The sequence below is a fragment of the Prevotella sp. Rep29 genome, assembly GCF_019551475.1.
Taxonomy (GTDB): Bacteria; Bacteroidota; Bacteroidia; order Bacteroidales; family Bacteroidaceae; genus Prevotella.
This window is the reverse complement of the sequence record NZ_CP047159.1, coordinates 1694829-1719325: the sequence shown is the minus strand read 5'-3', so window position 1 is coordinate 1719325 and position 24497 is coordinate 1694829. Positions and strand designations below refer to the sequence as shown.

Annotated in this window: 18 protein-coding genes; 13 read left to right on the top strand and 5 right to left on the bottom strand. The window is 50.8% G+C overall.

Annotated elements, in window-relative coordinates:
- Positions 1–44: 44 nt before the first annotated feature.
- A complete protein-coding gene (gene radA / locus GRF55_RS07355; RefSeq protein ID WP_220367803.1) occupies positions 45–1418 on the bottom strand; it encodes a DNA repair protein RadA in 1374 nt (457 codons plus the stop codon).
- Between the two features lie 117 nt (positions 1419–1535).
- On the opposite strand from radA, the gene GRF55_RS07350 reads away from it, so the two are divergent.
- The 5 genes from GRF55_RS07350 to GRF55_RS07330 all read left to right on the top strand — a co-directional run bounded on the left by GRF55_RS07350 (position 1536) and on the right by GRF55_RS07330 (position 8569).
- The gene (locus tag GRF55_RS07350) at positions 1536–2453 is read left to right on the top strand and encodes an ABC transporter substrate-binding protein (protein WP_255563748.1); all 918 of its coding nucleotides are present in this window, start codon (positions 1536–1538) and stop codon (positions 2451–2453) included.
- A 15-nt stretch (positions 2454–2468) separates the two neighbouring features.
- Entirely contained in the window at positions 2469–4595 is a 2127-nt protein-coding gene (locus GRF55_RS07345; protein ID WP_220367802.1) for a M48 family metallopeptidase, read from the top strand.
- 449 nt (positions 4596–5044) lie between these two features.
- Entirely contained in the window at positions 5045–7507 is a 2463-nt protein-coding gene (gene pheT / locus GRF55_RS07340) for a phenylalanine--tRNA ligase subunit beta (protein WP_220367801.1), read from the top strand.
- A 70-nt stretch (positions 7508–7577) separates the two neighbouring features.
- Positions 7578–8303: a YebC/PmpR family DNA-binding transcriptional regulator gene (locus GRF55_RS07335; protein WP_220367800.1), complete on the top strand. Its 726-nt coding sequence runs from the start codon at positions 7578–7580 to the stop codon at positions 8301–8303.
- A 5-nt stretch (positions 8304–8308) separates the two neighbouring features.
- Positions 8309–8569: a TIGR03905 family TSCPD domain-containing protein gene (locus GRF55_RS07330; protein WP_220367799.1), complete on the top strand. Its 261-nt coding sequence runs from the start codon at positions 8309–8311 to the stop codon at positions 8567–8569.
- Between the two features lie 89 nt (positions 8570–8658).
- Here GRF55_RS07330 and GRF55_RS07325 read toward each other — a convergent pair whose 3' ends face one another.
- Entirely contained in the window at positions 8659–9060 is a 402-nt protein-coding gene (locus GRF55_RS07325) for a hypothetical protein (protein WP_220367798.1), read from the bottom strand.
- Between the two features lie 126 nt (positions 9061–9186).
- Between GRF55_RS07325 and GRF55_RS07320 the strand changes: the two genes are divergently transcribed.
- Positions 9187–9816, top strand: coding sequence for a TetR/AcrR family transcriptional regulator (locus GRF55_RS07320; RefSeq protein WP_220367797.1), 630 nt, complete (start codon positions 9187–9189; stop codon positions 9814–9816).
- A gap of 10 nt (positions 9817–9826) precedes the next feature.
- Here GRF55_RS07320 and GRF55_RS07315 read toward each other — a convergent pair whose 3' ends face one another.
- Positions 9827–12064 carry a bifunctional (p)ppGpp synthetase/guanosine-3',5'-bis(diphosphate) 3'-pyrophosphohydrolase gene (locus GRF55_RS07315; RefSeq protein ID WP_255563747.1) on the bottom strand — a complete coding sequence of 746 codons (2238 nt, stop codon included), beginning with the start codon at positions 12062–12064 and terminating at the stop codon, positions 9827–9829.
- Between the two features lie 1128 nt (positions 12065–13192).
- Between GRF55_RS07315 and GRF55_RS07310 the strand changes: the two genes are divergently transcribed.
- From GRF55_RS07310 to GRF55_RS07290, 5 genes are all read left to right on the top strand, one after another.
- On the top strand, positions 13193–14713 hold the full coding sequence (locus GRF55_RS07310; RefSeq protein ID WP_220367796.1) for a DUF4301 family protein: 1521 nt from the start codon (positions 13193–13195) through the stop codon (positions 14711–14713).
- A gap of 63 nt (positions 14714–14776) precedes the next feature.
- A complete protein-coding gene (locus tag GRF55_RS07305; protein WP_220367795.1) occupies positions 14777–16297 on the top strand; it encodes a ComEC/Rec2 family competence protein in 1521 nt (506 codons plus the stop codon).
- 200 nt (positions 16298–16497) lie between these two features.
- Entirely contained in the window at positions 16498–16935 is a 438-nt protein-coding gene (locus tag GRF55_RS07300) for an HU family DNA-binding protein (RefSeq protein WP_220367794.1), read from the top strand.
- A gap of 142 nt (positions 16936–17077) precedes the next feature.
- Positions 17078–19021 carry a hypothetical protein gene (locus tag GRF55_RS07295; protein ID WP_220367793.1) on the top strand — a complete coding sequence of 648 codons (1944 nt, stop codon included), beginning with the start codon at positions 17078–17080 and terminating at the stop codon, positions 19019–19021.
- The gene (locus tag GRF55_RS07290) at positions 19018–19257 is read left to right on the top strand and encodes a hypothetical protein (RefSeq protein WP_220367792.1); all 240 of its coding nucleotides are present in this window, start codon (positions 19018–19020) and stop codon (positions 19255–19257) included. The genes GRF55_RS07295 and GRF55_RS07290 overlap by 4 nt, the downstream gene beginning before the upstream one ends.
- Positions 19258–19570: 313 nt before the next feature.
- On the opposite strand, the gene rho is transcribed toward GRF55_RS07290, so the two are convergent.
- Together rho and yihA are read right to left on the bottom strand one after the other, a co-directional pair.
- Complete coding sequence (rho, locus tag GRF55_RS07285; protein ID WP_220367791.1) at positions 19571–21550, bottom strand: transcription termination factor Rho; 1980 nt, start codon at positions 21548–21550, stop codon at positions 19571–19573.
- A 153-nt stretch (positions 21551–21703) separates the two neighbouring features.
- The gene (gene yihA / locus GRF55_RS07280) at positions 21704–22324 is read right to left on the bottom strand and encodes a ribosome biogenesis GTP-binding protein YihA/YsxC (RefSeq protein WP_220367790.1); all 621 of its coding nucleotides are present in this window, start codon (positions 22322–22324) and stop codon (positions 21704–21706) included.
- Between the two features lie 250 nt (positions 22325–22574).
- Between yihA and GRF55_RS07275 the strand changes: the two genes are divergently transcribed.
- On the top strand, positions 22575–23894 hold the full coding sequence (locus GRF55_RS07275) for an MFS transporter (RefSeq protein ID WP_220367789.1): 1320 nt from the start codon (positions 22575–22577) through the stop codon (positions 23892–23894).
- Positions 23895–23949: 55 nt separating this feature from the next.
- Positions 23950–24495 (top strand): UvrB/UvrC motif-containing protein, encoded by a 546-nt coding sequence (locus GRF55_RS07270; protein ID WP_220367788.1) that lies wholly within the window; start codon positions 23950–23952, stop codon positions 24493–24495.
- Positions 24496–24497 lie beyond the last annotated feature (2 nt).

Genomic DNA, 24497 nt, shown 5'->3' with positions numbered 1-24497 from the left:
TCTTTATACTCAATCTCCCGTTCTGGGAGAGGCGGAGGGACTCCCTATCCAAACAGAATCCGCAATGCTTCTTCTACTTTGTCCACACCATGCAGTTCAATGTCGTATTTAGCAGTCTTCAGCCCTTTTAGATTGTAGCGGGGAACAATCATGTGCTTGAATCCCAGCCGTGCGGCTTCGGAGATGCGCTGCTCAATGCGACTCACTGAACGCACTTCACCACTCAAACCTACTTCGCCAGCCATGCACCAACCTTCCTCAATGGGCAAGTCGGTGTTGCTCGAATGAACGGCGGCAATCACGCCCAAGTCCATTGCCAAATCGGTGATGCGCAATCCACCGGCAATGTTCAAAAACACATCTCGCTGAATCAAACGGAAACCGACACGCTTCTCAAGAACAGCGAGTAGCATGTTCAATCGACGGCTGTCAAAGCCCGTTGCCGAGCGTTGGGGAGTGCCGTATGCCGCACTCGAAACCAATGCCTGAGTCTCAAGAAGGAATGGTCGTATGCCCTCAACGGCACAGCTGATGGCGATGCCTGACAAGCCTCCCTGAACACCGTTCAAGAGAAGTTCCGAAGGATTGGAAACTCCGCGCAAGCCATCCTGCGCCATCTCGTAAATGCCTAACTCCGAAGTGCTGCCAAAACGATTCTTAATACAACGCAAAACGCGATACAAATATCGGCCGTCACCTTCAAACTGAATCACCGCATCAACAATATGTTCCAAAACTTTCGGACCTGCCAGTACTCCGTCCTTGTTGATGTGACCAATCATGAACACACCGACACCAGCGGACTTGCAGAAACGTAGAAGGCTGGCAGCACACTCACGCACCTGAGAGACACTGCCCGCAGAGCTCTCAACACGCTCGCTGTAAATAGTTTGGATAGAGTCAATCACCACGATGTCGGGATGCAAACGGTCAATATGTTCAAATACGCGTTCAAGGCAGGTTTCGCAAACAAAAGAAACCTCGTCGGATAGTTGATGCCACCCGACACGTTCGGCACGCATGCGCAACTGCGAAGCACTCTCTTCGCCACTCACATACAGCACGCCTACACCCGATAGTCTTAATACTGATTGCAGGAGCAACGTACTCTTACCGATGCCCGGTTCGCCACCCAGCAACACAAGCGACCCTACAACCATACCGCCTCCCAGCACGCGGTTCAGTTCGCTGTCCTTCATGTCGATACGCACTTCGTCTTGAACAGACGACACATCGCTCAGTTTGAAAACCTTGGCAGCATCTGCCTCTCCATGTGCTGGACGTGGGGTAGGAGAACTCGGCGCAACTCGCAGTTCCTTGAAACTGTTCCACTCACCACACGAAGGGCACTTGCCAACCCATTTGGGTGACTCCTGACCACATTGCTCACACACATAAACAACTCTATCCTTAGCCATAATCGTTAAAATACCAACAAAAATATGCAAATTCAAAAATCCCCCAAAAGTACAAAGATTTTTCCTTTTTACAAAATTATTTCTTACTTTTGCACGCATAAAACATTTTTCAAAACGATGAAAACCCATTTACTCCATATCATTCTTGCAGCAGTTCTCTTGATGGGGACAGGATGTGCAGGAGAGAAGAAGACAACCCAGACATCCGAAAGACAATCATCAGTGCTCCACGTAGCAGTCATGCCGACAATGGATTGCCTGCCCATCTATGTGGCACAGCAGCTCAACCTCTTCGACAAACAGCAATTGCGCGTGCAGCTTCATTCCTTTCAGGCGCAACTCGATGTTGACACGGCGCTGATCAATGGAAGCGTGCAGGCTGCCGTCTCCGACCTTGTGAGGACTGAGCGCATCCAAAAGCAAGGCATACCGCTCACATACGTAGCGGCAACAAACGCCCGGTGGCAACTCCTGGCAGCGCAGACAGCACGCGTCAAAGCGACAAAACAGCTCGGCGACAAAAATCTGGCAATGACCAGATTCTCAGCCACCGACCTGCTCACTGATCTCGTCGTGAAGAAGGGGAAACCGTCGAATCCCGTGTATCGGATACAAATCAATGACGTGAATATACGTCTGAAGATGCTCAACAATAGGCAAGTTGATGCGGCATGGTTCACAGAACCGCAAGCCACGGCGGCAAGACTCGCAAAGGGCATCGTCATAGCCGACAGCAAAGATGAAGACCTGGAGTTGGGCGTCATAGCCTTCAGAACTTCCAATTCCCAGGCAAAAGACAAAAAGAGTCAGGCAACAGCAGCCTCACAGGCAGACATAGATGCATTCGTCAAAGCATATAACGAAGCCACGGATTCCATCCGGAAATATGGCGTCAAAAACTATGCAGCACGGTTCCAGCAGCAATTGCGCATCGACCGCAAAACAGTTGACGCATTGCCAGACATTATATATACGCATGCTGCCAAGCCGCAAGAAAAGGCTCTTGATGCAGCAAAGAAACATATTCATCCGTAACCTGTTGCGAAAACCATGGAAGAAAACAACCGCTACATGCCCGGAGAAACACTCGGTCAAGCAATCGAAAGCTTCAGAGGCGCCATACATGCAAATCCGATACCCCATGTCATTGGGAGACTCAGCGAAATCGAAGATGATTACCGGCTGTTGCAACACTATATGCAGCAAGGATATAAAGATGAGAAGAGGGAACAACTCTATCAGACGCTGCGGAGAAAACTCGACCAACTCATGGGAGACTACCGGCTCGCCGTCGGCAATTCTGTCGCAGCAAGCCAAAACCAGCAGGAAGACCAAGCGGAAATCATCCATACGCTCCAGACATTCGCAGCCGATATCGCTCTCGCAGGGCAAGGATATAATGCCGACCGCCTACAGGAGAAATATCAGGCACATACACAATACACCGAAAAGCTTTTCCTGCAACTCTGTCGGGCACCGCAATGGAACGAACCGACAGCACAGTTCTATCAGGAACTTATACTCTCGCCGACCATCCACACCAACGACGCACAGCTCATCGTCAGTGCCCTCACACTCGGACTCATCAATATATTCGACGTCCGAAAATTCATCCTCCTGACAAACATTTATACACTTTCCGGCGACGAACAAGTGCGACAGAAAGCATTGGTAGGGTGGGCGCTCTCCATACACAACAAACTGCACATTTATCCCGAAATCGAGCAGACACTGCGGCAACTTCTCGGCGAGCAGAAAGTCAGGGAGGAAGTCCTGCAACTACAAATGCAAATATACCTCTGCATGAACGCGGAAAAAGACCAGCAGCACATACAGCAGGACATCATGCCCAACATCATCAACAACAGCAATCTCAACATCACACCCTTCGGAGTCACCGAAAAAGAAGACGACCAGCTGCAAGACATACTCAATCCCGACGCAGCAGACAAAGCCATCGAAGACGTGGAACGCAGCATGCAGAAGATGATGGACATGCAGCGGGCGGGCACCGACATCTATTTCGGAGGATTCATGCACATGAAGAACTTCCCGTTCTTCTACCAGATAGCCAACTGGTTCCGCCCCTTCGATATCAACCATCCCGCACTCAGCAAAGCCAGGGAAGCGCTCGGCGCAAACAGCCCGCTCACCATACTCGGTGCACAGACATCGTTATGCGACAGCGACAAATATTCATTCACCCTCGCTTTCGCAAACATGATTGACAAAATACCGAAAAACATCCTCGAGGCGCTCAATTCGTCGGACGCATTCCCGGCACCATTCGCAGAGAACGGAGAAGGAGAGAGCCTTCCGGCGTCTTCCACACTCATCAGGCGGCTCTATCTGCAGACACTCTACAGATTCTTCCATCTGTATAGGGACAAAAAGCAGTTCTTCAATCCCTTCCAGCCGCTCAACAAGCAGCACACGCTCTATCGCTATCCGCAACTCGCAGCCCTCTGTCGGGACACCATGACGCAACTCGCACGATTCCTGTATAAGCAAAAGCAATATCAAGATTTGCAGCTGCTGCTCCAAAACTACCCCGACAGCGACAACCAAGAGATGCAAAACATCAGGGCTTACCTCCATATCCGAAACCGTCAATACAAAGACGCTATTGTCTTGTTGGAAGGAGCGACCCAGCCGTCTGCCATGCAACTGCTCGCAAAGGCATATTACCTTAACGAAGAGTATGCAAAGGCTGAAGAGATATACCGGCAACTCACCGAAAAACAGGAAAGCCAACTCAGTCACCAACTCAACTACGCACGCTGTCTCATCAAGCAAAAGAAGAACAAAGAGGCATTACACGTATTGTTCAAATGCCATTACAACACACCCGACAACGTCGCCGTCATGCAGCTGCTCGCATGGGCACAGCTCTGTGAGAAAAAGACCGGCGAGGCGCTCGAACTGTATGGGAAAATTCTCCAACAACAACCCGACACTCCCGAGAACCAACTCAACGCGGCATACGCCTATTGGGTCACACACCAGGTGAAGGAAGCACAAGCACTTTTCAGGAAATACATAGAGGGTGCCAACCCCAGCGATTCATATCAACTCCTGCAACAGGCATTCGCCAGCGACGGCGAACTGCTTGACAGCTACCGGATTTCTCCCGTCGAGCGCCAAATCATGGCTGATATCGTTTGTGGAAAAGCATGACATGCCCGCATCTTTCAGAACCTGAGTTCGGCGACATCTCTCATTCCGTTTCCATCACATCACTCGTTTAGCGACTTCTCGCTTTTGTATATTTATGCAGGAGCGGAACAGTTAGGACTCGTTTTGTAAGCTTCTGAATTTCAAGATGTTAAATATCGCTTTCCAAAAGTTCAACTTTTAGCTTGCGAAAGTTGAACTTTTAGGCGATGAAAGTTGAACTTTTAGAGCGCAAAAGTTGAACTTTTGGAAAGTGAAAGTTCAACTGCATATTTATACGTCCTTTTCCGTATGTTTATGCAAGGTGAATTTTCGTGTTTTATCCGCCTCTTTATATTTGTCAGGAGCGAATGTTGAAAATCGCCGTTTATTTCATTCAAATATTTTGAAGTCTCAGGAATTTTTACTACCTTTGCACATCAATTTACACATAGTAAGAAAAATAGACAACGATGAATATATCATTAAAGTGGCTAAAGGAATATGTGGCGTGCGACCTTACCCCCGAGGAAGTCGCTGCAGCCCTCACGTTCATTGGGCTTGAGGTGGGAGCGCTGGAAGAAGTGCAAAGCATCAAGGGAGGATTGAAAGGACTGTATGTAGGCAAGGTGCTGACGTGCGAGATGCACCCCGACAGCGACCACCTGCACGTAACGACGGTAGATCTGGGAAAAGACGAACCCAGTCAGATTGTCTGCGGAGCTCCCAATGTGGCTGCCGGTCAGAAAGTCATTGTGGCTGATTTGGGCTGTGTGCTCTATGACGGCGACAAGGAGTTTCAGATTAAGAAGTCGAAGCTCCGCGGCGTGGAGTCTTACGGTATGATTTGCGCCGAGGACGAAATCGGCGTAGGCACCTCTCACGACGGAATCATCGTCTTGCCCGACGATGCGCCCGTGGGTCAGCCGGCTGCCGAATACTACCACCTTGAAAGCGACTGGCTGATAGAGGTTGACATCACCGCCAACCGCGCCGATGCGCTTTCTCACTACGGTGTGGCGCGCGACCTGTATGCATGGCTCCGTGCCAACGGCAAGGAGACGAGCCTGCACCGCCCGTCGTGCGACGAGTTCCAGGTTGACAACCACGACCTGCCCATCGACGTAACCATCGAGAACGCCGAAGCCTGTCGCCGATATGCCTGCGTGAGCATCACGGGGTGCGAGGTGAAGGAATCGCCCGAATGGTTGAAGAATAAACTGAACGTCATCGGATTGCGTCCCATCAACAACATCGTGGACATCACCAACTATGTAATGATGGCTTACGGACAGCCGCTCCACTGCTTCGATGCCGACATGGTGACGGGAAACCATATCATCGTGAAAGACCGAAACGAGGGCAAGAAGTTCATCACCCTCGACGGTGAGGAACACACGCTGGGCGAGCACGACCTTGCCATCTGCAACGAGGTGGAACCCATGTGTATCGCCGGCGTGTTCGGCGGAAAGGGTAGCGGTACGTACGAAACCACGAAGAACGTGGTGCTGGAGAGTGCCTACTTCCATCCCACATGGATTCGCAAATCGGCACGTCGCCACGGACTCAGCACCGATGCATCGTTCCGATTCGAGCGCGGTATCGACCCCAACGGCACCATCTACGCCCTGAAACAGGCAGCCATCCTCTGCAAGCAACTGGCTGGAGGAAAGGTGTCGATGGAGATTCGCGACGAATATCCCACGAAGATGGACAATCCCAAAGTGTCACTCAAATACGATTACGTCAACTCGCTGATAGGAAAGGAGATAGGCGTAGATACGATAAAGGATATTGTCACCTCGTTAGAGATGAAAATCCTGAGCGAGACGGCAGAAGGAATCGAGTTGGAAGTGCCTGCCTACCGTGTGGACGTACAGCGTCCGTGCGATGTCGTTGAAGACATTCTGCGCATTTACGGCTACAACAACGTGGAGATACCTACCCAGTTGAAGTCGTCGCTCGTCATCAAGGGCAGCGAAGACCAGAAGCATAAGATGGAGAATCTTATAGGAGAGCAGCTGTTAGGTTGCGGTTTCAATGAGATTCTGAACAACTCGCTCACGAAAGCCGCCTATTATGACGACCTGAAAAGTTATCCCTCCGACAGCCTCGTGCGCATCATGAATCCGCTGAGTTCCGACCTCAACGTCATGCGGCAGACACTGCTCTTTGGAGGATTGGAGAGCATCGCCTACAATGCTAACCGCAAGAATCCGAACCTGCGCTTCTTCGAGTTTGGAAACGTCTATCGGTTTAATGCTGAAAAGCAAGACTTGGAGTCGCCGATGAATGCCTACAAAGAGGAGTATCAGCTTGGTTTGTGGGTGACGGGTAAGCGCGTTGAAGGCTCATGGATACATGCCGACGAGCAGAGTTCGTTCTATGAACTGAAGGCTTATGTGATGAATATCCTCACACGCATAGGACTGCCCATCGGCTCGGTAGTGTTTAAGAACAGCGATAACGACATTTTCTCCAAAGGAATCACCATCGAGAACCGAGGCGGAAAGGTGCTTGTCATAATGGGATTGGTAGATAGACGCTTGCTCAAGGCGGCAGAGATAGAGAATCCTGTATGCTATGCCGAACTGAATTGGACGGCACTCATGAAGGCCGTTCGTAACGCCACCGTGCACTATCAGGAAATCAGCAAGTTCCCGCCAGTCAGTCGCGACCTCGCCTTGCTCATCGACAAGAGCGTAGAGTTTGTGCAGATTGAGCAGATTGCCTATCAGACGGAGCGGAAACTCCTCAAGAGCGTCGAACTCTTCGATGTCTATGAAGGCAAGAATCTGCCCGAAGGCAAAAAGTCGTACGCCGTCAACTTCATCCTCCAAGACGAGCAGAAAACGCTCAACGACAAGCAGATAGACGCAATCATGCAGAAACTTATCGCTAACCTGAAGAAAGAATTGCATGCGGAATTGAGATAAAGGAATTGCGAAATAGCGTTATAACGATATCACGTCATTACGAAAAATCGAAAAAATTGAAACAACAACTATGGGAAGAGCATTTGAATATCGTAAGGCTGCAAAGCTGAAAAGATGGGGCCACATGGCCAAGACATTTACAAAGATTGGAAAACAAATCGCCATCGCTGTGAAAGCAGGCGGTCCTGAACCGGACATGAACCCGGCATTGCGCGCTATCATCGCCAATGCCAAGCGCGAAAACATGCCGAAAGACAACATCGAGCGCGCCATCAAGAACGCAATGGGTAAGGACCAGAGCGACTACAAAGAAGTGACCTACGAGGGATATGGACCGCACGGCATCGCCGTCTTCGTGGAGACACTCACCGACAACACCACACGCACCGTCGGCGACGTACGCTCGGTATTCAACAAATTCAGCGGAAACCTCGGTACGCAGGGTTCGCTCTCGTTCCTCTTCGACCACAAAGCCGTCTTCACTTTCAAGAAGAAAGACGGATTGGATATGGACGAACTGATTCTCGACCTCATTGACTATGGAATCGATGAAGAGTTCGATGAGGACGAGGAGACCAACGAAATCACCATCTATGCCGAGCCCACCAGCTTCGGAGAACTGCAGAAACACTTGGAGAGCGAAGGCTTTGAAGTGACGGGAGCCGAGTTCACACGCATCCCCAACGACCTGAAAGAGGTGACCGAGGAGCAGCGCGAAACCATCGACAAGATGGTAGAAAAGTTGGAAGAGTTTGACGATGTGCAAACCGTTTATACCAACATGAAGCCGGAGTAGGGGAAATGAATAAACGAATCACTTATCAGACGTGCGGCACCTGTTCCAAGTTCATCGACGTGGAAGTTGATGAGCAGGGCATCTTGACGGATGTGAACTTCATCGGAGGATGCCACGGAAACCTTCAGGGCATCTGTTCGCTGGTGCGCGGCATGAAGACTGACGACATCAAGAAAAAGCTTAGCGGCATTCGTTGCGGACACAAGGACACCAGTTGTCCCGACCAGCTATGCAAGGCGATAGAAAAATTGGAAGCTACAACTTGAATTGTTGATATATAGCGTATGAAGAAGTGCCTCCCGGGAGTCTGCAGAAGACTGTCCGGGAGGCACTTTTTGTTTCGTGTCCGTTCCGGCTATTGATATTCTTCGGGCGTGATACGGTCCTTGTAAAGCTCCTTTCCTTTCTCTTTTTGCGAGCGGTAGATGAATTCAAAGATGAAGCCAGCCTCTTTATACGCCTGGATGTTGGTGTTGTTCTTCACGTCGTTGAGTAGCATCTGATGAAACTCACCACCTCTTCCCACATACGCCTCAGCATTGTCAGCCACGCCAATCATGGTGAAATGGCGTGTGAAGGTCAGCGTCTCCTGATTGAACGTGATGCTGTCTAATGTCGAATTGTTCTGAGGAGGAGTAGGGCAGTTCTTCTCGGTAAACTCCTTTGCCTCACGAGCCGCCCGCGCCTCGATGCTCTCTTGTCGGCATGCGGAGAGGGCGACCAGTGCGACGGACATGAAAATAATCAGTTTCTTCATTATCGTCTTGTTTTTTTGAGGTAATAATTAGTTTTTTCTTCTGCAAAGATACAAAAACTTCCGAGTTTATTCGAGTTTTCTGATTTTTTTTTATCTTTGCACCCAGAAACCAACATCATGTAAGTAATGAGCAAACGGGAATCTTCTAATTTATATCGCAAGGATTTGCGGAAACGGATACAGAAGGCTGCGCTGCAAAGCTTTCAGGAGAAAGGAATTAAGGCAGTGAAGATGGACGATATATCCACTCGTCTGTCGATTTCCAAACGCACGCTTTATGAGATATATGGCAATAAGGAGACTTTGCTCTTCGAATGTTTCAGAGTATATTACGAAGAGTTGTCTGCTCACATGAAAAGCTTCAACAAGTCGGGAAAGAACGTGTTGCAGATGCTGATAGAGTTCTATCGCGTTCAGGTGCGGACGTTTAGCAATACGACCCCGTTGTTCTTCTCCGATTTGCAGAAATATCCGCAGGTCGTGGCTTATTTGGAGAAGCGGCGTGCCGAGCAGAAGGTGAACTCGCTTGCGTTCTTCCAGCAAGGCATTCGCGAAGGTTACTTCAGGGACGACGTGAACTACGAGATTGTCACCCGCATTGGCGATGTAGGCATGCGCTATGTGATGGAGTCGCAGATGTACAACGACTTCCCCTTGCGTGATATTTTCCGCAACTATTTGTTTGTGTTGGTGCGCGGATTCTGTACGGAAAAGGGGCTGCTTGAGTTCGAGCACCACCTGTCGCTGTTGAAGTGATGCCTTCCTTTTAGATTCTTTCCACCTGCTTGATGCCCTTTATCGTCCGCAACTTCTTGATGAGGACGTCCAGGCGGGATGTGTCATCAAGTTGTATGACGAGATTGCCGCGGAACAGTCCGTCGTTGCTGTCGATATTGATGGAGCGCATGATGATTTTCTCTTCCTTCGAAACCACGTTGGTGATGTTGTTCACAATGCCGATATCGTCGTTGCCGATGATGCGCAGTGTGATGGCATAGAGTGATGCGCCCTTTCCGCTCCAGCGGGCTTTGACGATGCGATAGCCGAACCGTTTCCGCAATTCGGGCGCGTTCGGGCAGTCTGTCCTGTGGACCTTGATGCCTCCGTTGATGGTCACGAAGCCGAACACCGGGTCGCCGTAGATGGGGTGGCAGCATTTTGCCAGCGAGAAGTCCAGTCCTTTCAGGTTCTTGTCGATGACCAGCACATCTTCGCTTTGTCTCACCACCTTCTCGTCGGGGTTGACATAGCTGTAGTCCTTGGCGCTTTTTGCCAGTGGAAGTGCCGATGTGTTGTTCTGAAGGTGGTTCCGCACCTCGATATACTTCTCGATGACATCGTTTACGTCCAGTTTCCCGTCGGCAATTTGCTTGTAGAAGTCTGACGTTTCCTTGATGCCCAGTTTCTTGATGAGGTGTGAGACGGTTCCTTCGTCCATCTCTATCTTTCGGTTCTTCAGTCGTCGTGTGAGCAGTTCCTTCGCATAGAGTCCGTCCTTTATCTGGGTCTCTTTCAGTGCCAGTCGTATTTTGGCTTTCGAGCGTGCCGTCTTGACGATGTTCAGCCAGTCCAGCTTCGGGCGTTGCGACGGCGAGGTCAGAATCTCTATCTGGTCGCCGCTCTTGAGTGTCTCGCGCACGGGTACGATTTTATTGTTGATACGTGCGCCGACGCATGCGCTTCCCACTTTCGAGTGTATGCGATAGGCAAAGTCGAGGATGGTAGCTCCTTTCGGAAACTTCAGCAGTTCGCCCTTTGGCGTGAACACATACACCTCGTCTTCGTAGAGGTCCATCTTGAAGTGGTCCATCACCTGCAGCCCGTCTCCCGCCTCAAGCGCCTGGCGGATAGTGGTCAGCCACTCGTCGATGCCGCTTTCTCCCTTGATTCCTTTGTATCGCCAGTGCGCAGCCAGTCCTTTCTCTGCCACTTCGTCCATCCGTTGCGTGCGTATTTGCACCTCCACCCATTTGTTTTCAGGTCCGAGCACCGTGATGTGGAGGCTCTCATAGCCGTTGGATTTGGGCACGGAGAGCCAGTCGCGCAAGCGTTTAGGGTTCGGCTGATACATGTCGGTGACGATGGAGTATGCCTGCCAGCAGAGCGCATGTTCGCTGATGGCGGTTTTTTTCATGTGCGCTTCGGGTGTGTCGATGATGATGCGGATGGCAAAAAGGTCGTAGATTCTTTCGAATTCGCACTGCTGCTTCTTCATCTTCTGCCAGATGGAGTGGATGCTCTTCGTGCGTCCCTTCATGTGGAAAGACAGCCCTGCCTCTCTCAGTTTTTCCTCCACAGGCTTGATAAATCTCTCGATGTAGGCGTCTCGTGAGCGTTTGGTGGTGTTGAGCTTCTCTTTGATCATGTAGTAAGCGTCGTGCTCCATGTATTTCAGGCTCAGGTCTTCCAACTCGCTTTTCAGTTGGTAGAGTCCTAATTTGTGGGCGAGTGGGGCATACAGATAGGACGCTTCTTCTGAAACCCGTTGTTTGCTCTCGGCGTTCTCCGTGTCGCGAATCTGCCGCATGAGGTTCACGCGGTCGGCTATCATGATGAGAATCACGCGCATGTCTTCGGCAAACGACAGCAGCAGGTTCCTGAAGTTCTCGCTCTCGATGGCGGGATGTTTCTTGTAGAGTTCCTGAATGCGCGACAGCCCTTTGATAATCAGTCCTACATCCTTGCCGAACGTCCGTTCTATCTCTTGAATGTCCTCCTCTCCGTTGATGGTCGTATGGAGCAGGCAGGCGAGTATGCCGTCGCGTCCGATGCCGATGTCCTCGGCAGCAATCTGCGCCGTCTGGAAGGCGAGCAGCAATGGGTTCAGATTGAAGATGTCGCGTCGGATGTTTCCCTTGTCAATGCTGTCGTTGATGTGCGTGCGCAACTTCTCCTCATCGTCTTTCGTGAAAGACCATGCCGGCATGTGAAGCAGTTTGTCGAAAATCTCGGCAATCTCCTTTTGCTCCGCTTCTGTCATCAAGATATTCTTCGTCGCCATCATCACATTCACATTTCGGGGGACAAAGATACGATTAAGCGAATGAAAAGCCAAATTTATTTGAACTTTTCTGAGCGTGAGTATCTTATAAAAAGATAGTGCAAGTTGAGGGCAGAACAAAATAAAAGTTTGTTTTTATTTTTGTTGTTGAGCGTGAGTATCTTATGAAAATTATGAAAAAAACTCGGACCCTCCTATATAAGGAGAGCCCGAGAGTTTATTCCGTTTCCGTTAATAGTTTATTTTGGCATAACACTTCCTTTGAGGGGCTTGCCAGAGTAGTTGATATTTTCTGCGGGACGATACATCGATCGACCCCTACGTCAAGGCGAATCCATTTATTTTTTCTTCCGTCAGGCGTTCCCTCCCCATTTGGGGGAGGGTTAGGGAGGGGCTCCTCCCTTAATTGTTAAAATGTAAAGATTTCGCCCGAAATATATTTACAAACGAGACGGAAGTTTTTGTATAAACATGCGGCAGTTTCCGAATAATTATGCGAAACATGCATATTTTTCATCGAAAAACGGTGAAAATTGCTTCCAAAAGTGCCACTTTCGGGCTTCAAAAGGGCAACTATTGGAGTGCGAAAGTGGCACTTTCGCAACGTGAAAGTTCAACTTTCACAAACCGACAGCGCAAATATTCCGTATAAACCCCGCTTTTTCGCTTTCCAACTCCCTGATTTTCAGAAAACTTTTCGCAGGAGCGCTTAATATGCTTCCGCCCTTCTGATAGCCCACCGACTGAAATATACAGCCTTCTGGCGCGTTAATTTTTGTAAAGAAACCTAAAACGCCTCTCGAAGAATGTCAAAAAAAATGACGTCTCGATGGAGTGGTAAATCGTGCTTTTGTAGTTGATAGCCGTTCAGAAACAGGCTGAAAAATCGGAATAAGTGCCTAAAAATGGTATTGAAAAAAACGGAATAAGTGGCTATTTCTGCCTTCTTAAAAACGGAATAAGTGGCAAAAAATGGCATTGAAAAAACGGAATAAGTGGATTTTTTCCTTTAATTAGGATATACAAGCTGCCCGTCCTGATGCATGGAAATGGGAATGTAAATTCTTTGGTCGGCTGACTTTTAATTCAGGAATTTTGTGTATCTTTGCAAAAAACTAAAGGAAAAAAGATATGTTTACAGAAAATGATTTGAAGCAGATTTCCGGGAAGGGAATCAGTGAGGAGATGCTCCGCGGTCAGTTGGAGGCATTCGGAAAGGGTTTTCCTTTTCTGCGTCTGTCGGCAGCTGCTGCGGTCGGCAATGGCATCATGGCGCCGACTGAAGAGCAGACGGGACATTATATTGATGAGTGGAAACGCTATAAGGCGACGCGCCGGAAGATAGAGAAGTTCGTGCCGGCATCGGGAGCGGCAAGCCGTATGTTCAAAGACTTGTATGCCTTTCTGGATGCGGCGTACGACGTTCCGACGACCGACTTCGAGAAGCGTTTCTTCGATGCCATCGGCGATTTCGCATTCCACGACGCGCTGGAGGCTGCTTGCTTGCAGCATACGGGATTGGGCATCGACGCACTGCTTGCCGCAGGGCGTTATAAGGAGGTAGTTGCCTGTCTGTTGGGAAGCGAAGGGCTGAACTATGGTCATCTGCCGAAGGGGCTGCTGCTGTTCCATCGCTATCCGGAGGGTGCGCGCACTTCGATGGAGGAGCATCTCGTGGAAGGTGCGCTCTATGCGGAGAGCGGGGGAGAGGTGAACCTCCATTTCACGGTCTCTCACGAGCATCTGGCGCTTTTCGAAGCGAAGGTGGCAGAGAAAGTGCCCGGCTATGAGCAGCGCCACGGCGTGCGTTTCCACATCTCTTTCTCCGAGCAGAAACCGAGCACGGACACGGTGGCTGCCAATGCCGACAACACGCCCTTCCGCAACGCCGACGGCTCGCTGCTGTTCCGTCCGGGTGGACACGGCGCGCTGATTGAAAACCTCAACGAACGCGATGCCGACATCGTGTTCATCAAGAATATCGACAACGTGGTTCCCGACCGCCTGAAGGCTGACACGACCACCTACAAACAGGTGCTGGCAGGCATTCTGGTGTCGCTTCAGCAGCGGGCGTTCAGCTATCTGCGCCTGCTCGACAGCGGCTGTTCGGACGACGAACTCGCAGAAATCGCCGACTTCCTTGAGAAAGCACTTTGCTGTCATCATCCGAATATTGCCGAACTGCAGAAAGACAGGGCGGCGCTTGCCGATTATCTGCACCGGAAACTGAACCGGCCGATGCGCGTCTGCGGCGTGGTGAGAAACGTCGGTGAACCGGGCGGCGGACCTTTCCTGACCTATAACCAGGACGGCACCGTCAGTCTGCAGATACTTGAGAGCAGTCAGATAGACGCCTCGAACGAGACCTATCAGAAGATGTTCACTGAGGGTACGCACTTCAATCCGGTAGATCTCGTCTGCGCCATCAAAGACTATCGCGACCAACCCTTCCATCTGCCCGACTATGTGGACCGCTCGACAGGGTTCATCAGCGAGAAGAGCAAGGACGGACGGGTGCTGAAGGCGCTCGAACTGCCGGGCTTGTGGAACGGTGCCATGAGCGATTGGAACACGGTCTTCGTGGAAGTGCCCCTGTCAACGTTCAACCCCGTGAAAACCGTTAACGACCTGCTGCGCGAGGAACACCGGTAATATAGCAGGCATGGGTGTGAAGGCAAACACGTTTTATCGTTCAGAAGAGCAGTTTTTGTTTGAATGATAACGAACGGGAAGATACAACTTTATCCCATGTTGCGCATTGCGCTCTTTCTTGTCATAGGCATATTCTTAGGGCATGAAATGGCGGATGCGGTCGTTCCGTCGCTGTGGCTGGCGGGCTTGGTGTCTTCAGTAGGCATCTCATTCTTTCTATTCAGATACCCGATTCTCCAGACAGCATGCTTGCTGCTGTCGGTGTCCCTGCTCGGTGCGTTCCTCGTGAGCCGGCAGGATGCCCGTTTGTCGTTGTCGCCCGATGACGATGAGCTGGTGCACCGGGCGGTGTTGGTCAGTCAGCCGGTTGAGCGCGGCAAGATTGTCCGTTGCGACTTGCGTCTCGTGGAAGGGCGCTATGCAGGACGTTTGGTGAAGGCAAGTATTTTGCGCGACACCGTTGACCATCGCTACCGGCAGCTGAATGTCGGCGACGGCATTATTCTGAGGTCGGTGTTGGAGCGTCCCCGTCAGTTCCGGCAGTCGAATTTCAACTATCCCTTGTATCTGCGTTGCCACGGTTTTAGCGCAACGACTTTCGTCTATTGGGACGCTTGGATGAAGGAGTCTGTCCGTCTGCACTCCATGTCGGCAGTTGAGCGTGTGCGTCTGCGGGCATTGATGCTTCGTCAGCGGTTGTTGTCCTCGTTACGTGTGCTGAACATCGATGCCGAGAACATGGCAGTCCTCTCGGCTATGGCGTTAGGCGAGAAGTCGGGGTTGAGCCAAGAACTGCGCGATGCCTATTCGGTCAGCGGAGCGTCGCACATCTTGGCGCTGAGCGGTCTGCATCTGGGCATTATCTACGGTCTGCTGTCGCTGCTGTTTCGTTTCCGTCGCTTCCGTTTTGCGGGCGAACTGCTGATACTCGTAGCCATCTGGACATACGCTTTTATTGTAGGACTCACACCCTCCGTCACCCGTGCCGCCACGATGATTTCCATCTATTCATTGATGGGGCTGCTCCGTCGCGACAAGTTCTCGCTGAACACCTTTGGGCTCACAGCCGTCATCATGCTTCTCGTCAATCCGCTCAGCCTTTATGACGTGGGCTTCCAACTCTCTTTCGCTGCGGTGTTCTTCATCCTGCTGCTCTTCAGACGGATTTATTGGTTGGTGTCCCGCACGGTTCTCGAGCGTTATGCACCGCTCAGGTGGCTGTGGTCGCTGGTCATCGTCTCATGCACGGCTCAGTTGGGCGCTGCTCCTCTCGTCATCTACCATTTCGGCACGTTTTCCGTTTATTTCCTGTTGGCAAATCTGGTTGTCATTCCTCTGACCACATTGATTCTCTACACGTTTCCATTCCTGCTGTTGCTCTCGTTCGCTCCCACGTTGCAGCTGTCGGTAGCGGGGTGGTTTTCTTCCCTGCTCACCCTCCAAAGCGCTGCACTCCGCTGGATTTCATCATTGCCCGCCGCTCAGATTGACGGGCTGCGCATCAGCGCGTTGCAGTTGGGATTGATTTATTTCCTGATATTCAGCCTCTGCACCATCGTTTGGAAGCTGCGCAGAGTCAAATAAAACAAATCGGAAAACTTCTCGTAGGCGGATACACATTATTATATATATAGGGGCGGATGCGCCCGAAAAGCGTCATGAATTTTACATATTTCAGCAAAGCGTTAAGAATTATTAACGCTTTTTTTTTAAGTTAACTCTATTATTCATATTTTTGCAGCATCATTCAGGAAATATCTAATTATAAAAAATTAATTTCAATTATGGCAGTATTTTATACGTTGTATCAGAACAACCGTGAAGGCTTCGCGACCAAGGGCAAATGGTATGCCCGCGTGAGAGTGAACAAGGTGAAGACGATGAAGGACATTGCCCGTGAGATTCAGGACATCGCCTCGGTGCGCAAGTCGGACGTGATGGCGGTGCTCACCGAGCTGCCCGACGTGATGAACAAGATGCTCCAGGAGGGGCACCGCGTGAAGCTCGACGGCTTCGGCTCGTTCAAGGTAGGCATCAAGACGAAGCCTTCCGACACGGTGAAGGACTTCTCGGTGACGAAGAACATCAAGTCGTCGCACATCATCTTCCAGCCCGACCGCCTTTACGAGGCGAACGGCAAGAAGGGCACGCGATTCCTCGCCTCCACGCTCGAATTCTCAGAGTGGGGACGTGGCAGCGGCGACGAGGGAAGCAACCCCTGATTCCGCGTTAAATAACAACGCGCCTCGCGTTTAATAACAGTGCGCATCGCGTTCGCCGCGAACGCGCAAACCGCCGGGCAACGCAGCGCCGGCACATATTCACGAACATAAACAGTAAACCATCAAAAAAAACATGACAAATATGAATACAATCAGACACTTACGGCGTGCGCTCTGCGCATCGCTGTTCGCCCTCATCTGCTGCGCTCCGCTCCATGCGCAGGATGTCATCACGCTCAGAGCCGACAACTATACCACCTATCTTGAATCATTTAAATCGGGTGGTACAACTGCTTGGCGCCCCAAGAACAGGGCAGATTTGCGGAATGTGAAGAAACTCATCTTCGATGCGTCGCTGCCGAAGATATACTTCCGTCACACGGAAGCAAACAACCGCCTGGCAAATTTAGAGGAATTGGTGCTTGATGATTATAAGGCACAGGAAATGTTCATTTGGGGCACGAAGCTCAGGAAAGTGACTATCCAAAACTCCAGCGACACCTCACCGATAGGAATTTCGGTGGACAATAGTTTTCTCTCGCCGGACAGCATCTTCTCAGACCGAAAATTCCATAAACTGCAACTGAAACGCACAAAGGTGACCGACATGGAGCGCCTCTATTCGATGCTCGACTTTACTACATACGCGACTCTTAGCAGCAACGCCGACCTCCAACTCAACGGCGGCAAGTATAACCGGCAGACGATGGCAGGCGTGGACGACGGGACCATCAACCCCACCAACCAGATACGGGAGATAGACATGAGCCGGCTACCAAGCCAGACGCGCATCTTAGTCATCCGCCACAACCTCCTGACCAAGTTGGAAAACGTCAATCTCCCGAATCTTGAGCAGACAGAACTAAGAAACAACCTGCTGTGGTCGTTAGACCTCAGTTCTGTCACAGTGACATCTAACCGAAGTTATTATATCTCCCCTCAGAAGCCCTATGCCGACCTGACGGTGGTGAAGGGCGAGGCGGAAGACGGCTCCCAGGACGAGGTGCGCCTCTATCTGCCCGAGGGACAGTCGGCGCTGTTCGATGACAGCCGCCTTGTATCAGGCAGCGTGAAACTCCTGGGCACGGCAGTGGCAGACGCAGACCAGAAGATATTCGGCACGACGGACAAATACTTCAAGCTGGCGAGCGTGGCAGGCGGCGTGAACGCCGACCTCGACCTCTATGCCAAGCACAACGGATTCTCCTATCAGTACAACGCACGTCCGAGCCTTCCGGACGATGCCGTTAACAGTGACGGTTCCAGCAAGAAATACATAGACGTGGAAGTGAAGACCTATCCCTATATCATGTATATCAATCCCGCCACATTGTCGGGCGCCGGCGTTGACTACTACTCCGGCACACTCTGGTTAGACTACGACGCCGTCGTGCCTCCCGGCACCACAGCCTGGATAGCCACCGGCATCAAGCGCGACTCCGTGAACGTGGGCAGCGCACAGGCAGGCAACCAGCTCGTGCTGGAGAAAATCGGCGACCCGGGCAACCTCATCCCCGCCGGCACCGCCATGTACGTGCGCTCCAACACCCAGGCAGGGCTCTACGCCTTCCACAAGGTGTGGACACACGAGCCCATAGGATGGGACGGACCCGACGCAACATCGCAATCGACCGACACCCTGTGGTATAACAAAGTATATACCGACGAGCAGTTAGCCGAGCTCGCCGCGCAGCGCGCACGCATCGGCGACCGCAACATCCTCGAAGGCTCCAACACCATCACCCGCCTCAACGGTCCGCTCGAAGCCCTCACGCTCGGCGTGGAGCGCAAGTCGGGCAAGCGGATGATAGGCTTCTGGCCCTTCAGCGGCACGGAAATTCCCGCCCACCGCTGCTACATCCCCGAAGCCACCTACCGGCGACTGACGAGCGGCAGCAGCAGCGGCGCGAAAGGCGTGACCTTCTTCTTCGGCAACGGCGAGACCACGGGCATCACCACCCTTGACAGCAGCGCCACCGACGCACTGCCCGACCACTGGTACACGCTCGACGGGCGTCGCCTGAACGGCAAGCCCACGCAGAAAGGCGTCTATATCCACCAAGGCAGAAAGGAGGTGGTACGATGAAGCGCACACCATACCTCAAGCCCGCATGCAGCGTTGTTCCGCTCATCACGAGCAGCCGAGTGATGGCAATCGAAACGTCGCTCTATACGCCGGACACCTTCGGCAAAGAAACCGAATTCGAGGAAGAGGACGACAGCAACGGTTTCGGCAACGGCTGGAACTACGACTTCGGCTCATCGCCGAGCCGCAGCCCGTGGGACGACCTTGACGACTTCAAGGATACTAAAAAGAAATGAGCGGAGAGGCGTGAGAGCAGACCGTGAGACGGAAGATACACGACCGCACGGAGCCGACCTCTCCTCCTGCATGTAATTTATTTACATAACTTTGTTATTATTTATTATTAGCTACTTTTTAATTATCGCTCCCCGGTGTTGCGAAACACTGGGGATTTTTTTCATCAATATGAATCGGACGGGAAGGATGTGTATCCGCCCGCAGGAAGGAAAAAAGAAACACGGATAGCGCTGCCCGGTATGGCATGAAAAAAGCGGGGACACACAGATGTGCATCCCCGCTTTTTACTTATTTACTTATTCTGACCGACGATTACGAATTCATCGTAAGGAGGAACTCTTCGTTGTCTTTCGTTCCAAGAATTCTGTCGTGAATGGTGTTCATCGCTTCAATCGGATTCATGTCGGCAAGATATTTGCGCATAATCCACATGCGGTCGAGCGTGGTCTTATCCTGTAGCAGTTCGTCACGACGCGTAGAGGAAGCCACGAGGTTGACAGCAGGGAATATTCGCTTGTTGGAGAGTGAGCGGTCGAGCTGCAGCTCCATGTTTCCCGTGCCTTTGAATTCCTCGAAGATGACCTCGTCCATCTTGCTGCCCGTGTCGATGAGGGCGGTTGCGACAATGGTGAGCGAACCTCCGCCCTCAATGTTGCGCGCTGCTCCGAAGAAGCGCTTCGGCTTCTGGAGGGCGTTCGCATCCACACCTCCCGTGAGCACTTTTCCGCTGGCTGGCGCCACAGTGTTGTAGGCTCTTGCCAAACGGGTGATGGAGTCGAGGAAAATCACCACGTCGTGTCCGCATTCAACCATTCGTTTCGCCTTTTCGAGGACGATGCCTGCGATTTTCACGTGGCGTTCTGCCGGTTCGTCGAACGTGGAGGCAATGACCTCAGCGTTGACCGTGCGTGCCATGTCGGTCACTTCTTCCGGTCGCTCGTCGATGAGCAGCATCATCAGATAGGCTTCGGGATGGTTGGCGGCGATAGCGTTGGCAATATCTTTCATGAGAATCGTCTTACCGGTTTTCGGCTGCGCCACAATGAGTGCGCGCTGTCCTTTTCCGATAGGAGAGAAGAGATCGACGACGCGGGTCGACAGGTTGGTCGTCTCCGGGTTGCCGCACAGCATGAATTTCTCGTCAGGGAACAATGGTGTGAGGTGCTCGAACGGAATGCGGTCGCGCACTTCTGCCGGATTGCGTCCGTTGATTTTGTCGATACTGGTCAGCGGGAAATATTTCTCTCCGTCGTGTGGCGGGCGCACGTGGCAGCTGACCACGTCGCCAGTCTTCAACCCGTATCGTTTGATTTGACTGGTTGATACATAGACATCGTCAGGAGACGACAGGTAGTTATAGTCACTTGAACGCAGGAATCCATATCCGTCGGGCATAATCTCGAGCACGCCGTTGGCAGTGATGATGTCGGTAAAATCGAACTCCTGTATCTCTTCCCGCATGTCGTTCATCGGGTTGTTCTGCGGGATGAACGGTGCTGGTGCTGCATGGCGGATAGGATTGTCGAAGATATCGTAAGTCGGCAGTGCGCTGCTGTCTTCGATAGGCAGGTCAACTACGGTAATAAAGTCCGTTCCGTCGTTGGGGTCGCCCGCCCAAATGCCTGGTTCTGCTTCCATTACGGGGTTGTTCTCATTATGAGCGTTGACCTTTTCCTGCAGCTGCGTGAGGAGTTCTTTCTGCTCTTCGTTCTCGTTTCTTTCGGAAGGCTGTGCAGCTTCAGGAACGATGAACGCATCCTCGTTTTTGGCAGTGGTGGCGATATTTTCCGTTTCCGCTACCGGCTGTTCTTCTTTCGGGGCATCAGCGACAGCAGCTTTGGGCTTTCTTCCGCGTTTCTTTGGAGCAACCGGCTCTTCAGCAGGCTGCCCTTCAGCGATAGGTTGCTGCGCGTCGTTGTCAGCTTCTTTGCTGTTGTCAGCCTTTGACGTCGTTTTCTTTTTCTTTTCCTCCGTTGCTTTTTCTTCGATGATTTCATCTTTGAAGAGTGGTGCCTGTTCTGCAGCCGCCACTTTGTTCTTTTTCACATCAAGGTTCTCTCCGTCATTTCCTTTTACGGAATATACATGGTCGGTATTGTTCTTAGCAATTCGTGTGCGCTTGCGTTTTGTTCCAGCCGGATTTTGCGCAGCACCGAGCACTGCCTGTTGCTCAAGTATGGCATACACGAGTGTCTCTTGGCTGTCGCCTGACTTAAACTCAGCTCCTAATTCCTTGGCAATATCTACCAATTCGGAGATATCCTTCGATAGTAAATCGTCTTTGTAGTACATAAAAATTGTTATGAAATTGTATTTGAATAAAGGGGTTTAACGGGTGTAAACCGCCTGTGTGTCTTGAAAATCGAATGCAAAAGTAGTAAAAATAATCGATAATCAGCAACGATTGCTGTATATTTTAAGATTTTTAACGTTTATGTGGGCGTTTTATTCTTGTTGCGAAGACGTTTCTTTCAGTTCGTTGTTGATTTGTTCGATATAATTGAGAATCTCCTCTCTGCCGATTTTCTTTTCCGCGCTACTAATATAATAAGGTGGAAGTTCTTCCCATCTATCCTTGAGAGAGTTCATGTAGGCATCGACGTTGGCTTTTGCCTTGCCTCCCGTCAGTTTGTCGGCTTTTGTGAAAATGATGGTGAAGGGGATGCTGCTTTCTCCCAGCCAGTCGATGAATTCTCTATCTACTTTCTGCGGTTCATGGCGTATGTCGATGAGCACGAACAGGTTGACGAGCTGTCGTCTTTGCAGGACGTAGGTGCGAATCATCTGGTCGAGTTTCTTCACGACTGTCTTTGAATGCTTCGCAAATCCGTATCCGGGCAGGTCAACGATATACCACTCATTGTTGATGATGAAGTGGTTGATGAGGAGCGTCTTCCCCGGTGTTGCCGAAGTCTTGGCGAGTCCCTTGCGGTTGCAAAGCATATTGATGAGGCTTGATTTCCCGACGTTTGAGCGTCCGATGAACGCATATTCAGGTTTGTTGTCGTTCGGACACATCTGTACGGTCGGGCTACTGAGTGTGAATTCTGCTTTCTTGATGTCCATGATGGTTGTTTTGATAAGATTTGCGAGTTTGCAAACAGGCTGACGGTAGGTCGCCAGTCCTTGTGGTTTGATACGTCCTTTTTCTTCTTGAGTCGTAAGGCACTGCAAAAATAGGAAAAAAAATGCAAGTGCGAATAAAATTTTGTGCGAAAGTGCTGACTTTATCTATTTTTTTTTACCTTTGCATAAACATAAACCATCATATAGATGGTTGACTTAGTGAGAGAATCAACAGAAAAAGAAAATAGATATGAATTTGAAAGTGCGTTTATCAGTGATGAATTTCCTGGAGTTTGCTGTCTGGGGAGCTTATCTTACGTGTATGGGTAATTATCTTGGCAGTGCCGGTTTGGGTGCCGAGATTTCTTGGTTTTATGCCATTCAGGGTATCGTTTCTATCTTTATGCCTACGCTGATGGGTATCGTTGCCGACAAGTATGTGCGTCCGGAGCGGCTGCTTGGTATTTGCCACCTGATAGCCGGTTTGGCTATGCTGGGCTGCTGGTATATGGGACTCTCTGCAGGCTTTGGCAATGAACTGCCCTCAAAAGGCGCTTTTATTGCAATGTACACGTTGAGCGTCGCTTTCTATATGCCGACTTTGGCACTTTCCAACACGACAGCTTTCACGATTTTGAAGAATAATGGCTTGGATACAGTGAAAGACTTTCCGCCTATTCGTGTCTTTGGAACGATAGGTTTCATTGCGACGATGTGGTTTGTGAACTGCGCTGTGTGGGACGGAAGTTCCTTCTTCTTCACGTTGTCCGAGAGCACCTACAAGTTCCAATACACCTATATGCAGTTCTTTGTGTCGGGTGCTTTGAGCTTGTTGCTCTTCCTATATTGCTATACGTTGCCAGCCTGTCATCTGGAGAAGAAACCTGCGGCTTCGTTGGTGGAGACACTGGGCTTGGATGCGTTCAAACTCTTTAAGGAGAAACGCATGGCTTTGTTCTTTATATTCTCTGCAATGTTAGGTATGTCGTTGCAGGTTACAAATGGTTTTGCAGGTCCATTTATCACAAGTTTCAAAGGCAGCGCGGATGCAGCTATAGCAGATTCGTTCGCAGCAAACAATGCCACGCTCTTAACATCCATATCGCAGGTGAGTGAAGCCTTGTGTATTCTGATGATTCCTTTCTTCTTAAAACGATTCGGCATCAAGGTGGTCATGTTGATTTCAATGTTTGCATGGGTTTTCCGCTTCGGTTTCTTCGGAGTGGGCAATCCAGCTATGCCGGGCGTGATATTCTTTATCCTTTCCTGCATCGTCTATGGTGTGGCATTCGATTTCTTCAATGTGTCGGGTGCGATGTTCGTCGATAAAGAGTGCGACCCTTCTGTGAAAGCATCGGCTCAGGGACTGTTCATGCTGATGACCAATGGTCTTGGCGCGACGATTGGCACGCTTGCTGCCGGTCAGATTGTGAATCATTTCTGTCAATGGAACGAGCAGGGCTATCTGCTTGGCGACTGGCGTTCGTGCTGGTTCATCTTTGCCGGCTTTGCATTGGCGGTCGGTATTGCATTTGCCATCTTGTTCCATCCGGAAAAGAAAAAGGGATAGGGGCGTGTCCCGTGATGGAGATGTCCCTCAATAATCAATAATGAATTGAATAACGATGAGTTTGACGTTGTTGCGCTTCAAAGGGTTCTCGGAAATATACGGGAATGACGGTTTAGGACTACTCGTCCTGACAACCGAGGATGAGACGCGTCAGCTCTCTGTGGTCTGTGACCGTTGGACGCTCCGTCAGTTCACCCTTCGCCAGCGTCTTGGAGGGAAAGGGGAGGTCCTGTTGCCGGAAGTGTTATGGACAGCCATTTCCCGATACACAGACTTGTCGTTTGAGATACGTATTACCGGGTTGCGTGATGGCGAATGGGTGGCATATCTGTATAACATGGCTTTGCAGCAGGCTTTGCGCTTGCGAGCGAGCGATGCCGTGCTGTTGTCAGAGATAGCGGGCATACCTTTATATATAGACACCGCATTGATGTTGCGCCAGAGTGTTCCGTATGACGGAAATGCTCAGCAGGTGGCGATACCCATCACTCTGATTACCTCGGATATGCTGAAACGTGCATTGGAACGTGCCATTGAAGAAGAGAATTATGAACAAGCATCTCAGTTGCGTGATGAGTTGAAGCGTCGGGAGGAAAGTTGAGA